The organism is Metabacillus niabensis, assembly GCF_020524345.1.
Lineage (GTDB): Bacteria > Bacillota > Bacilli > Bacillales > Bacillaceae > Metabacillus > Metabacillus niabensis_B.
Genome location: NZ_JAIVLH010000022.1, coordinates 27,781 through 40,835, shown reverse-complemented (window position 1 = coordinate 40,835; position 13,055 = coordinate 27,781). Strand labels below are relative to the sequence as shown.

Annotated in this window: 9 protein-coding genes and 1 pseudogene; 1 reads left to right on the top strand and 9 read right to left on the bottom strand. The window is 36.8% G+C overall.

The features are described from left to right. Nucleotides 1-183 precede the first annotated feature (183 nt). Complete coding sequence (locus LC095_RS20935) at nucleotides 184-1,287, bottom strand: alpha/beta hydrolase family protein (RefSeq protein ID WP_226530018.1); 1,104 nt, start codon at nucleotides 1,285-1,287, stop codon at nucleotides 184-186. Nucleotides 1,288-1,413: 126 nt separating this feature from the next. Continuing rightward, a complete protein-coding gene (locus tag LC095_RS20930) occupies nucleotides 1,414-2,154 on the bottom strand; it encodes a rhamnogalacturonan acetylesterase (RefSeq protein ID WP_226530017.1) in 741 nt (246 codons plus the stop codon). 192 nt (nucleotides 2,155-2,346) lie between these two features. Between LC095_RS20930 and LC095_RS20925 the strand changes: the two genes are divergently transcribed. Next, the gene (locus tag LC095_RS20925; protein ID WP_226530016.1) at nucleotides 2,347-3,216 is read left to right on the top strand and encodes an AraC family transcriptional regulator; all 870 of its coding nucleotides are present in this window, start codon (nucleotides 2,347-2,349) and stop codon (nucleotides 3,214-3,216) included. Between the two features lie 33 nt (nucleotides 3,217-3,249). On the opposite strand, the gene LC095_RS20920 is transcribed toward LC095_RS20925, so the two are convergent. From LC095_RS20920 to LC095_RS20890, 7 genes and pseudogenes are all read right to left on the bottom strand, one after another. After that, nucleotides 3,250-5,340, bottom strand: a complete 2,091-nt coding sequence (locus LC095_RS20920; RefSeq protein WP_226530015.1) for an ABC transporter ATP-binding protein — start codon at nucleotides 5,338-5,340, stop codon at nucleotides 3,250-3,252. A 1-nt stretch (nucleotide 5,341) separates the two neighbouring features. Continuing rightward, nucleotides 5,342-5,575 carry a hypothetical protein gene (locus LC095_RS20915; protein ID WP_226530014.1) on the bottom strand — a complete coding sequence of 78 codons (234 nt, stop codon included), beginning with the start codon at nucleotides 5,573-5,575 and terminating at the stop codon, nucleotides 5,342-5,344. Between the two features lie 117 nt (nucleotides 5,576-5,692). Beyond that, nucleotides 5,693-6,019, bottom strand: a pseudogene (locus tag LC095_RS20910) (ATP-binding cassette domain-containing protein); the annotation flags it as partial. Nucleotides 6,020-6,033: 14 nt separating this feature from the next. Continuing rightward, nucleotides 6,034-7,134, bottom strand: coding sequence for an ABC transporter transmembrane domain-containing protein (locus tag LC095_RS20905; protein WP_226530013.1), 1,101 nt, complete (start codon nucleotides 7,132-7,134; stop codon nucleotides 6,034-6,036). 204 nt (nucleotides 7,135-7,338) lie between these two features. Next, nucleotides 7,339-8,124: an NAD-dependent epimerase/dehydratase family protein gene (locus tag LC095_RS20900; RefSeq protein WP_226530012.1), complete on the bottom strand. Its 786-nt coding sequence runs from the start codon at nucleotides 8,122-8,124 to the stop codon at nucleotides 7,339-7,341. Between the two features lie 119 nt (nucleotides 8,125-8,243). Beyond that, nucleotides 8,244-11,963 (bottom strand): GH32 C-terminal domain-containing protein, encoded by a 3,720-nt coding sequence (locus LC095_RS20895; protein WP_226530011.1) that lies wholly within the window; start codon nucleotides 11,961-11,963, stop codon nucleotides 8,244-8,246. A 98-nt stretch (nucleotides 11,964-12,061) separates the two neighbouring features. Then, complete coding sequence (locus LC095_RS20890; RefSeq protein ID WP_264196146.1) at nucleotides 12,062-13,030, bottom strand: carbohydrate kinase family protein; 969 nt, start codon at nucleotides 13,028-13,030, stop codon at nucleotides 12,062-12,064. Nucleotides 13,031-13,055: the final 25 nt, after the last annotated feature.

Below are 13,055 nucleotides of genomic sequence, written 5' to 3'. Positions count from 1 at the left end.
ACAGGTAAATCAAATTGGAGTATAAAAATAGGATTTCAACTAATAAAGTGATCTAGTGAACCTGACATAACGTAATGATTATATAAAAAAATCAACAGATTACAAAGTAAAAAGAGCCGGTCTAGATAGGACGCCCTTTTTACCTTCTTTAATATCTTCATCTCAAATGTTGTGGAATCACTTCTATTCATCAGATCCTGCCAAGTTTTTTAAAAGCCAGTTATAGGACTTGTCACCGCATATTTCGTGCTTTCCATCAAAAAAGTGTTGATCTATAAAATTTTCCGCACCAAACCTTCTGTAAATTTCATAAATGGTTTCCAACGCTTCTTTTGCATGTTTAATTGGAAATACTGTATCATGTTTTCCTGTCTCAATAAACAAAGGTCTTGGTGTAAGTAACCCCAACAACTCAGGCATTTCACCTAGATGTAAAATTCCTGGAATATAATTATCAAGGCAGTGATTTCGATCCATGATACTGCCTTTAAATGTATTGGTATAGCCGGAAAGAACAGTAGCTTTTATCCGTTCATCGATAATTGAGGTAAAGGCTGCTACAAGGCCCCCGCCAGAGAAACCCAAACATCCAATTCTGTCTTGATCAACCATATCAATCGTTTGTATGTAATCTATAACTCTTCTACATTCAAAAACCCTCAATCCTGCTATCGTTTTCCCCATTAAGAGCAATTGACTTGCAATTGAAAAACATGAACTACTACTAGGCTCGCTAGACTCAGCATCTTTTGCCAGCTTTCGTTCACCAAATCCGATTAACTCTGGTACAACAACAACCATCCCTTTTTGTACAAGTTCTATTGCACAATTCGTATGTATGCCCGGCTCTCCTTCAATTTCAGTTCCATTATGATTTAACCCAACCATTTCTTTATTTCCATAGCCATGACCATGAAGAGCAAGTATGGCAGGGACTTTTGTGTTTGTTTTTTTCTTCGGGAGAAGGACATAAGTGGAACAACGTAGTTGGTCAGTTGTTGTTATTTCTATTTTTAAACGCCAATATTCATCTTTTTCCGTTTTCTCAATAAGTTTAGTATTCAACGAAGTTTCTTCTGGGTATGGAAAACGACCAATCAATTGTTCAAATTTAGATTTTGTTTGTTCTTGCCAGTGTTGGTCATAAACTTTAGCTTTTGAAACAGTGTCATTATATAAATTTTCAAGAAAGTCATCGGGATTTAACAAAGTGAACTCTCCTTCTTTTTCTAAACTAATTCGTTCCATTGCGCTCCAGACACTCGCTTTCCGCGGGGAGGAAGTCAAGTCTTCTCGGCTTCGCCTGTGGGGTCTCGCCATTCCTCTTCTACCGCAGGAGTCGAGTTCTTCCGCTCCATTCCACTGTAGCTTTTTTGAAAAGATTCAGAACCACAATCTATTAGTAAAATTACTTCAATATATGAGATATTTTTCAATTGGTAAATCCAAATCTCGAATTCCTTCAACTATTAATTTTGCAACCTCAAGGGCTCCGTTTTTAGAAAAATGAGTGTTATCTTGTAGTCCATTCGGGTAATTAGAATGTTCATCTGGATCAAGCCAAAGAAAGATTTTTTTTGTGTTCTCAGTACCTATGTTCTCAAAATATTCTTTGCTTCGTTTTCCTAAATCGATTACCGGAACGTTTTCTTCCTTTCCTAGTTGAATGATCGCTTCCGGATAATTGCCATGTGTTTCGTTTACATTTTCATACTCATCAAAGCTTCTTCTTTGAACAGGTGTTAGTAAAATGGGTTTTGCTTTATGCTTTTTGGCTACATGAATATACTGTTTCAAATAATGTTTAAAATCTGTAAATGGATCTGTAAACCTTTCATCTGTTTTTGAATCATTATGCCCAAATTGAATAAATAGGTAATCGTTTTCCTTGATATGTTCATTAATTTTCGTTAGCCTTTTTTCTACAATAAAGCTTTTTGAGCTTCTTCCTGATGCTGCTTCATTTGAAATGGTTATATCATCAGTAAAGAATTGGTGTAATACCTGCCCCCACCCTGCTTGTGGAGCTCTTTCTATTGGGTATGATGCAGCAGTAGAATCACCAGCTATATAAATGGTTGGATATTCGTTATGAGATATTGTATTACCCCCCCAGCTCCTGATATAGATTTTCCTATTTCCATTTTCATTCATATGTTTGATGATGTCTAATCTCTCTTTAGAGAAGAAACAATCATATGTTTTAATGATTACTATGTGATCTTAAGAGTATGATTAGGTTTCTATGCACCAGGTAAAAGGTTTGTTCTATTTTCATGGATTTGGCGTATGGATAGTATGATAAATGCAGTAATTCGGAAAGGGGATTGTCATTTGTGTCACAGCATGAGTAACCTTTCATCTTCATTACATAAGCTTATTTTCTCCATATTATTAGCCGGACATAAAATATGTCCTCCTGATTGGGTTCGAAAAAATAAAAGGCCGCGTTATTACTCCCTTTGGTATGTAACAAAAGGAAGAGGAGAAGTCGTCATTAACGGAAAGAAGCATAAATTACAGCCAGGCAGACTCGTTTTTTTTACTCCTCAAATGGTATGTGATAAGAAGTCATACCGTACGAATCCGTTGGAATTTTATTATGTTCGTTTTTCATATGCAATGGCTTTTGAGGATAAAGATGTATGGCAATTTAAACATTCACAGGATGTCCCTTTTCCTCTTAAAGGAGTTTATACAATTAGCAATCATTCCGCCGTAACAGTTTTACTTGAGCAGTTAAGCTCATTAGCAAAAAGACAAGGGACAACCGTTAATATGCAGCAAAGAATGGTTTTTGGGGAGTTGTTATTAACCTTTGTAGAAGATTTCAATTCTCAAATGATAAGCGGTGATAGCAAAAAAGCGATTGAAGGAACGATAGAGTACATGATTAATCATTACAAAAATACGATCACCTTGTCTGAACTATCCCAAATTGCCGGACTGAGTACCAGCCATTATTCAAGACTTTTCAAAAAATATATCGGCTTAAGTCCGATCGATTATTTAACACATCTACGTATCGACCGTGCAAAAGAACTACTTGTCTTATCTGATGTAAAAATAAAAGAAGTAAGCCAGACCGTTGGATATGGTGATGAATTATATTTTAGCAGAACCTTTAAACGAATTATTGGAGTTTCCCCTTCTCAATATTGTGAAGATCACAAACAGATTAGCGGAGAGCTTTCTAATCATCCTGACAAAAGGTAGAGCTTCATCCTTCAAGCCCTACCTTCAAGTTTTTTATACCCGAACTCTTGATCGATTTGCTTTGCTCTGACTCTTACATAGTTGATAATACATGTTCCTCGATTTAATAAGCTCTTGATGATTCCCCATTTCCACGATCTTCCCCTTATTTAAAACGATAATTTTATCTGCATGCTGAATGGTTGATAACCGATGGGCAATGATGATTGTGGTGCGATTTCCAGAGATTTTTCTTAATGTTTTTTGGACAACCGCTTCTGTTTCTGTATCAATATTTGCTGTTGCTTCATCAAGAATTAACACTTTAGGGTTGGCCATAATTGCTCTTAAAAATGATAAAAGCTGATTTTGCCCTGTAGATAATACAGTACCTTGCTCACCTAGCACTGTTTCATATTGGTTTGGTAAAGTGCGGAAAAAGGAGTCAATGTTGACAGATTTCGCCACCTTAATGATGTCTTCATTCGTAATATCCTGCTGATTTAATCGGATATTATCAAAAACAGTCCCGGAAAAAACAAAGCTATCTTGTTGAATAATCCCAATATGTTTTCTCAGCTCTGACAGCTGAACATCCTTTATATTCACATCATCTAGGCAAATCTTTCCCTTTTGGATGTCATAAAAACGGTTAATAAGCTGAATAATCGAGCTTTTTCCTGCACCTGTTTCCCCTACAATTCCAACCGTCTCCCCAGGTTGAATATGAAAATGAATATCTTTCAACACCCATTCCTCATTCTTATAGGCAAAAGATACATGGTCAAAGCGTATTTCTCCTTTAATATCGCTCCCTAATTTTTTTGGAGTATGAGGATTAAGGATCGTTGACTTTGTGTCCAAGGTTTCAAAAATACGTTCTGCTGACGCAAGTGCAGACTGAATTTGGTTGAACTGATCAGCAAGTGCCCTTAGCGGCTCAAAAAATTGCCTCACATAATGTGTAAAGGCATACACAATACCGAAAGTTATCGCACCTTCCAAAACATTTCTTCCTCCAAACCAAACAAGTAATGCAAGAGAAAGATTACCAAAAAAACCGATGGAAGGATTAAAAATGGAATTTAAAATCGTCTGTCGCATTCCAGCTTTATAATGACGTTCATTCAACTCATTAAATTGCTCAAGCTGTTTTTCTTCCCGTACAAAGAGCTGGATAATACTCATACCTGATAAATTTTCAGCAAGAAACGAATTAAGCTTTGATAAAATAAGGCGAATTTTTCGCTGAGCCTTTCTCATAACCGTTTTAAAATAAATGGTTGTGATCATAACAGCCGGTATGACAATTAAACTAACTAATGTAAGCTTTACACTGAGATGTAACATGATGAAGATAATACCTAAAAGAATAAGAACTTCCTTAATTAAGTTAACAATAACCTGTGAGTATAATTGATTGAGAGCTTCTACATCATGGGTAATTCTTGTGACTAATCTTCCGATCGGGTGCTTCCCATAAAAAGAAATCGACATTTTCGAAAGGTGCTTAAAAATAGTCTCTCTAATATCATATATAATTGATTGTCCAGTATATTGCAGCGTATTTTGCTGATAAAAGGTAAGAACGGCGGAACTTGCGATGAGAATAAAATAAATCGCCCCCAATATTAGTAGGCCTGTATAATCCTGCTCTCGAAATTGATTCATTTCCGCTTGACTCAAATGATTGACCGGAAATAGCTTTCCATCAATTTCAATTTGATTAGTCGATGAATGGAGTTGATATTCCTCTGCCTTTGATAATCCTTCATTCCAGCCTTGAACCAGATAATGGGTATTCTCAATTGAAACAATTGATGCTTTCTCTAAGTCTTGGATCTCCTTTTCATTTTTAGAACCTGGTAATCTAATATATACTTTTTCTTCTAAGCTAGCCATTTCCTGAAACTCCATATCAAGATGATTCAACCTGTTTTTCATATCATCTGCCTCATCCCGACTTACGACAACCATCGGTGAGTAGATTCCGTTTATATACGTGTCTATCGCTACTTTAATAATATAAGGCTGGGCGAGGCTGGCAATGACAATCAACCCTGTGATAAAAATAGATAAGATCATTCTTTTCCAATATGGCTTTGCAAAACCAAGCATTCTTCCTAATAACTGACGGTCGCTCATATTAGCGATGTTCATTCCCCCACTTCTTTAAACGAATTGTTCTTTCGTTTGAGGTTTCCATGACCATTTCATTGGATTGCTGAACATACATATTTTTATAAATCCCACTTTTTCTAAGGAGGGTTTCATGTGTACCTTGTTCAACAATTTGCCCTTTATCCATTACAATAATTTGATCGGCATGCTGTATCGTTGAAATACGGTGACTGATCATGATCGAAGTTTTCCCCTTCATTTCCGCTTTCAAAGTGTATAGAATTCTTTCCTCCGTTTTTGCATCAATAGCACTTAAACTATCATCAAGAATTAAGATCGGTGAATTTTTTATTAATGCTCGAGCTATGCTTACTCGTTGTCTTTGTCCACCTGATAATGAAAGTCCCCTTTCCCCTAATGCCGTTTGAAAACCTTCGGCAAATCCTTGAATGTCTGCATAAACTTCAGCCTGCCGAGCTGCTCGAAAAACATGTTTCGTTTGATAATCTTTTGGATCGAAGGCAATATTATCTTGAATAGTAGAAGAAAAAAGAAAGTTCGTTTGTGGGACGTATCCTATTGAAGATCTTAAAACATGAAGTGGGAGTTTTCGTATATCGTAATGATCAATAAAAATAGTGTCTTTAGGTGGATTATATAGTCGTAATAGAAGATTGACTAAGGTCGATTTCCCACTGCCAATTCTCCCAACAATTCCTAAACTTGTTCCTTTTTTAATTGATAAATTAATATTATGAAGAGCTTCAAGTTGGCTATTTGATAGTAAAAGGATAGATTTTTGATATCAATGTCTCCACTCAGAGCCATAACAGGAATGACATCTTTTTCATCTTTAATGGTTGGCTCCGTAGCAAGCACCTCAGATAATCGTTGATCAGCAGCTTTTCCATGTTGAAATAAATTGATCACTTTTCCAAGGTTTTCTATTGGTGAAATAAGCAGGGACAGGTATGTATTAAATGCAACAAATTCCCCAAGCGTAATCGTACCCCGCATGACCAAAATTGAGCCAAACACGATAGAGAGTAAGTAACTAAGTCCTACAATTCCCTGACTAAGTGAAGTGAAAAGTGAATTTGCACGGATCAGTTGTTGATTCGCCTTTATATTTTGATCATTTTCCTTCATAAACTTTTTCATTTCTTCTTGCTCTTGGACATACGTTTTAATGACCCTTATTCCGGTACAAAACTCTTGAACACGGCTTGTTAACGTACCAATGGCTTCTTGGACCTTCGTTGAGTGCATTCGAATTTTTATTCGGAAACGGTAGGCCAAGTATGTTAAGGCCGGCAATGGAATGAAGACGAGTAAAGTAAGGTACAAATTAATCGTACCTGCCATAAGGAAAATACCAATTGTTATTAAAATAAATGCTTCAATCATTTGAAAAACACCTTGCATCCCAATTTGACGAAGCACATTCACATCGTTTACAGCGTGAGCCATCAGATTACCGATTCTTTGATTTTGATAATATTCCGCAGGGAGCTTCTCCCAATGTTGAAATAATCGGGTACGTAAATCACGTTCAAGCATTCTTGATAAGCGGAAAATATAAATGCGGCCGCAAGAACGAAAAACGAAAATTCCCAGACCTAACCAAATAAAGTAAACGGCTAACTCCATCAGATCACTTGCTGTGGTCGTGGCATATTGAATTCCATTCGTAAACTCCTCTAACACCAAGGGAACCATTAATTGAAGAGCAAGAGAAATTGTTAATAACACTGCTCCCAGCAAATACTCCCATTTATGTTGGAGAAAATATTCCGTAAATAGCGCTCGCTTTTTCACCAAACCCCACCTTCTTACTTATAGTAGTGTTAAGGTTACTCCTTCTTTAAGCAATTAACAATGGATTTCCTCATCATGTTATATGGATTATTTTGCTTTGCAGAAAGACTGCGGTTAAACATTACGGTTTATTCAATCACTTTGGATGGAGATTACGGTTACATTCAGGAGCATTCAACCAAACTACAAGTAACCGCATCTTTTTCAACCTTTTTCCAGTCCATCTATATTCCTATTCAGCACATCAACTGCATTAACCTCTGATGAAAATCCTAATTCCTCCCATGCATTTTCTGTTGACCATGGTTTATTCGGGTTATCGGAAACACCGTAATAAGTTCCGTATTTTACTGTTGATTGGAGAGCCAAGTGAAAAAGCTGTATGGTATCCTCATGTGATAGTAAGGTATGGTGCAATCTTTGTTGTTTCTTTACTGATTCATATTCATCCTTTAATACACTGCCGATTCGTAAGTTGATGACAGACAAGTTATTTTCTTTTTCTCCCGCAAAGATATGTCCTATATTTTCTGATGCAAGCTTTAATACACCATATAGTCCTCTTGAAAAAGGGTAATCATGAATTGCAATTTTTCTATCTAAAGTTGAACGTCCATCTTTTTCATAGTAATCTGTTGTGTGATTGCTGCTTGCATAGACGAGCTTTTTTATTCCTAATGCAACAGCTGCGTGTAATAGATAAAATGAAGCTATAAAGTGTATGTTTGTCATTTTATGAAATTGGTCAATATTCTTTAAATCATCTTTCGATTTAATCGTTAATAAGTTTATAATCGCATCCGTATCTTTTGGTATATTATCCAGTAAGTCCTGATAGTTTGTTGCATCTACTTCAATAGCATGACAAGATAATGAAGTAGAATGTACATGTTTATCGAGAATAACAAAGTCATATGTATCAGACAGACCGTTCACTAATATACTTCCTATTGTTCCTGCTCCACCGATGATCGTTACCTTCTTTTTCATTCTTTCACCTACTTTTAGACGTTTTAGTTATGGGGTGTGAAATATGGGTCGATATCATATTCTTACCACAAAAAAACCCTTTCATAACTTTTCAGCAGAAAGGGTTTTACCACATTATTTTATTCTTTCGGAGGTTTACTTGCTTCAATCAGCCTCCAGTTTTGAGAGCCTTCTGAATTTTTTTCGTTAATCTCAACCACTGTTCCCTCTTCATTACTTTCTTTTGGAACTTCTAATAATTTCCCACTATTTACTGCATGGAAGGTGTATGTGCCATCCCCCTTTGGTGTAAGATACCATTGTTGATTTCCATAACCAAAGTATTCCCAGATTTGTACATCATCACCATTTGAAATTCCCGAGGCATCAAGAACTTTATTGCTTTTGGAGGACATAACCTTGTAGCTGCCTGATTGATTTCTTTCCATATTCCAAATTTGTTCTATTGCATCTTTCTTCTGTTGAATGTTTACTTTCGATCCATTTGATGTCCCCTCAACAGATAATACCTTCCCGCTTTTTGCCTCTACAATATGAAAGAATGCTTTACTTTCTACTAGCGTTGTTCCCACTACTTTTCCATTTTTCGTAGAAGCAGTAATCATTGATCTTCCATGTCCAACGATTTTAATCTCAGAATTGTTATGATCTATTCTTTTTACTTCAACGATGGATGGATTGCTTGATCTCCAATTTAACTTTTGATTTTTATTAGAATATGGAAGACCTACCGCTGAGAGCTTGTGTGTCTCACCTACTCTTAGTGCAAGATTTTGATGATCCATAACGATCCTGTTAGTTGTTATACCGTTATTTGATGCATCCTTCCAAATTCCTCTTAATGGGTAAATTTCCAATGAAACAATCTTTACATCTCCTCCTTTTGTATAAAAGCTCATTTCATCACTGGCACCGTCGGGAAAGATAACATTTGAAAAAACGGCCTGACCGTCATTAACAAATACTTCTGCAGATGATTCATCTACATACATCCGCATTTTTATTCGATTATTATCTGGTTTGATATTCGTTTCATGTCTTGTAGAAAATTTCTCGGAAAAGTCGATTTCTCCAGAGTTTGATCGATCAAAGAACGCTTTTGAATTTGTTACATTGTAGCCAACATCTGTTTGTTGTGTTTCTGATTTTCTTAGCTGAAAACCAAATTCCTCCGCTCTGTTTTTTTCAGGTAATTCAATTTCCGCTACGATTTCAAATGCAGTAGCCCTCATTTCTGAGAGTAAGTTAGCTGTACTAGGTTTTACAAGCTTGTTACTCCAGGATGTATGACTTCCTCTTAACTGTTTTAATTCATCGATCGGTTGTTGAACTAAGCGAACACCTTCCCCAGGTACCGTTTTTAACATCACTTCACGTGGTATTGACATCTGCCCCTGCCAAGGTGATGTAGGGAAGCTAAATGGATAATCCCAGTTACTCATCCAACCTAAAGAAATTCTTCTTCCATCTGAAGCCGGAATATCAGAAAAAGACATCGCTGCATACATTTCTTTACCAAATTCATTTTTTAGGACAACACCCGCTGGATTGTCACTTACAAATTGCTTACCATCAAACGTTCCGACAAAGTATTCAGAATCAGAGCCGTTTGTATTTGGGTTTGCCCCGGTACTGATTGAGAGTACCCACTTTTTCTTTCCGTTATCACCATCAACAGGTAGCTGAAAAAAGTCCGGACATTCCCATACTCCGCCTCTGACATAATCTCCATAGCCAAACGATTCAATCATCTCCCAATTTAATAAATCCTTTGACGTAAAGAAACGGATATGATCTCCACCTGAAATGACCATCACCCATTGATTATGGTCTTCATCCCACACAACTTTCGGATCACGGAAGTCCCAGCCTTCTCCACCGTAGAATTCACCTATATTCGGTATGATCGGATTTCCATCATAAAACTCCCATGTTCTTCCTTTATCCCGGCTATAAGCTACGCCAACCTTTTGATCACCATTATGTTTAGCTGGATTATAAGATGTATAAAAAGCGATTAATCCCGAGCCTTCTTCATTAAATAAACCTGAAACATTATTCTTATCCACTACAGCAGAACCGGACCACGCATGGCCCATTTCATTCCACGGAATAGCAATCGGCAACCGCTTCCAATGAACTAAATCTGTACTCACTGCATGTGCCCATTTACCGCCATCCTGGTGAAAAAGATGGTATTCTCCTTCATAATAAACCAAGCCATTCGGGTCACTGGCTGCACCTCTGGCCTGTGTATAATGATACTGAGGCCGATAGAGTTCTTCATAATATTCATCGAATTTGGTTGCATAAACATGTTGAAAATACGCTGTACCATTATACACATTTAAACCAAATTTCCCACTGGAATATGTTGAATCTTGTTCTGCGATCACAGGCTCCGCATATCCATCTAAGTACACTTTCATTGTTGGACCTTTTGCATGGATCTCAAAATGATAGGTCTTACCTGTTTCAATATTACTCTCAGCAAGGCCAATTGTTCGATCTCCACTTAGGTCTAATAAACGGACTTGATTTAAATTAGGATCCAGCTTTATCATGTACCCTTTTGTTGCATTTGAATTTGCACGAAAAACAAAGCTGGCAGTACCATATGGAGTCGAAGAATCTATCTTTAAATCACCTTCCAAAATAAAATCCGTTTCCTCCGACTCTGCCAAATAATAAGTGTTTTCTGATTCAGGACTTTTGCCCATAATCCCTTCAAGATGTGGAAGCCATTCCCCATTATGTGCTTGCCAACCCTCTAAGTTCGTAGATAAATCACTCACTTGAATATTCTGAAACACAACTACTCCATTATTAACCTGAAGCCCTAATTGACCTTGATCATAGTTTTGATCTTGAACCGTCATGATAGGCTTTGAGCTGTTCTGCCAGAAGATTTGCAACGATTTTCCTGCCGCTTTTACTCTAATGTGATATAGCGATCCTATATCAATCGTTTCGTTATAATGTGAAATAACTTTATTACGTTTTGTATCTACCAGTCGAATTTGATCTTTCCCAGCATCTATTTGCAAGCCATATCCTTGCAATCCTTTTTGATCTGTTCTAAAAAGCAATGTCCCGATACCACTTTTGTCATTGATCATCAAATTCGCTTCATAGTTAAAATCGGTTACCTTTGTTTTTGTTAAAGCATAGATGTTTTCATTTAATTTAGCATTCCCTGCTAACCCTTGTGAAGTTGCCGACCATTGATCTGTCAATCCCCATTCACTTAGATTTGTTTTCACCTCATGTACGAAAACTTGACTAAATTCTGCTCTACCATGATCAACGTTCAAGCCGGTAAATCCCTTTGAATGTTTAAAATCTTTTATATCGGCAACGATTCTATCATTCAAGAATACTTTAATTGATGGACCATCTGCTGCTATTTTCACCTTATAAGCGACATCTTCTTTTACCTGCTTTTTCATTTGTTTTCCGATACGCTTACCTGTTTTTATGTCAACTAATTGCACGCTGTTTTTCTTTGAATCTAACCTTAACATATATCCTTCAGTTCCCATTTCATTTGCTCTAAAAACAAGTGAACCGGAAGATGAGTACTGAAGTTTCACCGTTGCTTCATAGACAAAGAAATTGCCGACCTCTGTAGATGATAAGATGAGTCCTGGTTGTTTCTTATCACTCTTTCCTCTGATTCCACCATTTTTCTCCTGTACCCAAGATCCCGCTATAGGAACATACCCAAAGATTGCTGCATTTTGTTCTGTGGCCTGTACTTGAAAATGCTGATCCATATAAATGATTGAAAGAACAAATACAAGCAGAATCATGAGCTTCGTCTTTTTTATTTTCTTCATTCATCACAGCTCCTTTAACTTCGTAAACGCTTTCATTAAATTACAATAGAAAAGGGATTAAGACAACGTTCCTTCATCCCTTTCATATTCACTTCATGTCATCTTCCACAACAATTGGATTGTAATTTAGACACAGCAGAAATTGCACCTATTTGAGTACATGTAAATGCCCCAATCTTATTACTAAAGAAAATGATATCTTTTAAGTCTTCAAAAGAATGGACGATATCATGGGGATTTTCCATTTTTGAAATTTGAAATAAAACAGCTCCTACAAATGCATCACCTGCACCGGTTGAATCTATCGCATTTACTTCAATACTTGGAATAAGCTCTTTTCTGTTTCCATCCGATACGAGGGTCCCGGTCTTTCCTAATGTAACGGATATAAGGGATGCTCCTAATTGATGAAGGTCATTTATTCCTGCTGTTACCTCATGTTTTTTCGTAATAATCCCTATTTCCTCTTCACTTACCTTCACAAAATCAGCTATAGCGATCGCTTCTTTAGTGAATTCGATAAATTGTGGTGTGCGTTCGTCCCATAAATCTTTTCTATAATTAGGATCAAACGAAATAAACTTCTTATCTACTTTTGCTTGTTTCATCATATTCAGATAGGTGCTTCGGAAAGGATCGTCTAATAGTGCTGTCGCAGATCCGAAATGAATAATGGCAGCTTTGTTAAATGCCGTATTATCTATTTCTTTTTCATCAAGATAAGCATCTGCTCCCCGGTTAAAGACAAAGTCACGTTCACCATTACCTTGTAAGGATACAAATGCCAGGGTGGTAGGATGCTCTCTATCAAATAAAAGCATGGATGTATCAACATTCACGTTATCGAGTGTTTTTTTCACGTAATACCCAAACGGATCGGTCCCAACCTTTCCACAAAACATGGCATTTCCCCCCAAAGATGCGATCGTCGCACATACATTGGCAGGGGCTCCTCCGGCTTGTTTCTCAAAGTTTTGTCCTTCTATTAAATCAATGTTCACGTCTTTACAGAAAAAATCAATCAATAATTCACCTATACAAATAATTGATTGCCCTATTGTGTTCAACCTCCTTACGTTTTTCTTCTATATT